The organism is Streptomyces sp. FH025, from assembly GCF_017427025.1.
Classification (GTDB): domain Bacteria; phylum Actinomycetota; class Actinomycetes; order Streptomycetales; family Streptomycetaceae; genus Kitasatospora.
Genome location: NZ_JAFLNG010001146.1, coordinates 1 through 1,383, shown reverse-complemented (window position 1 = coordinate 1,383; position 1,383 = coordinate 1). Strand labels below are relative to the sequence as shown.

Genomic DNA, 1,383 nt, shown 5'->3' with positions numbered 1-1,383 from the left:
CCGGCGACGAGGCCGGCCATGAGGGTGGGGAGGGGTATGCGTAGGCGCACTGGCGTGGGCCCTTCTCCTGTGGGGGGAGGTGCTGGACGACTGCCGAGACATGGGGGAACGCGACATGATCCTGCCAGCGACCATCCGTCAGAACAATGTCACAGGTCATATGACATCTCTGAGGCCGGCCATAACACGGCCCATAACACGGCGCCGCGACCCCGCTCCACGGCCCGTCGCCGCCTGCCGCGGAACTGAACTCCCCCACCGCGAGGGCGGCCTGACGCCCCGCTACGACCGGCTCGGCCGGTAGGTCCGCGCGGCCCACGCCTGGAACGCGGGCGCCGCCGCGATCAGGTCCCGGTACGCCGCGGTCGCCGCGCCGAACAGGGTCTCCACCACGTCCGCGCCCACCGCCGCCGAGCGCCAGGCCAGCAGGTGGCGGACCCAGATCGGGGTTCCGGCGAGCGGTTTGACCACCACCTCGGCGAGCTGCCGGGTGGTCGCCTGGACGACGGAGATCCCGAGGCCGGCGGCGATCATCTCCTGGAGCTCCAGTCGGCCGCCGAGGAACTCGTGGACGGTCGCCGGGGTGAACCCCGCCGAGGCGCAGGCCCCGTAGAACACGCCGTGCCAGCCGGCCCCGTCGTCGGGGGTCAGGAACCAGTCCTCGTCCGCGAGGTCCGCCAGGGCGACCTCGGTGCGGTGGCGCAGCCGGTGCCCCGCCGGGAGGGCCACGAAGGCGGGCTCGGTGACGATCCCGCGATGCGCCACGGCCGGCGAGTGACGCAGTTCCCGGCCCGGGTAGTCCACGGCCACCGCGGCGTCCGCCTCGCCCTGCTCCAGCAGGTCGACGATGTCCGAGGAGCGGTAGACGGAGGTCACCGTGAGGCGCTGGTCGGGCCGGTGGTGCCGGGCCCTGGTGACCAGGGCGGGCAGGATCGGCGAGATGGTCGCGGCCAGCCGCAGGTCCCGGCGGGCCGACCCGTCCGGGGGTTCCGTGCGCCGGCCCAGGACGTCGGCGCGGTAGAGCAGATCCCGCGCGGCGGCCACCACCTCGGCCCCGAAACAGGTCGGCACCACCCCTGCGGCGGTGCGCTCGAACAGCGGCGCGCCCAGGTGGCGTTCGATCCGGCTCAGCTGGGTGCTGGTCGCCGGCTGCGAGGCGCCCAGCAGGACCGCGGCCCGGCCGACGCTCCCGGTGTCGGCGATGGCGCACAGCACCCTCAGGTGCCGCAGCTCCAGCTCCATGGCCCTCCCCCCTCGCACCGCAGCCAGGCCCTCCCGGACGACGGCGCCGGACGGCTGCCGCGGAGAAGGGTGCAACGGCACACATGACATGTCAGCGGCTTACCTTCACCCCGACGATTTGCCTCGTCAAGCCCCCTCCCA

The 1,383-nt window shown here is 73.8% G+C and carries 1 protein-coding gene; it reads right to left on the bottom strand.

Features of this window, described 5'->3' with window-relative positions:
* Nucleotides 1-282: 282 nt before the first annotated feature.
* Nucleotides 283-1,242: a LysR family transcriptional regulator gene (locus J0670_RS38030; protein WP_207817333.1), complete on the bottom strand. Its 960-nt coding sequence runs from the start codon at nucleotides 1,240-1,242 to the stop codon at nucleotides 283-285.
* Nucleotides 1,243-1,383 lie beyond the last annotated feature (141 nt).

Bases quoted from the DNA above. Each gene is read 5' to 3' on its own strand.
- J0670_RS38030 (WP_207817333.1), bottom strand. From the start codon at position 1,242: ATGGAGCTGGAGCTGCGGCACCTGAGGGTGCTGTGCGCCATCGCCGAC.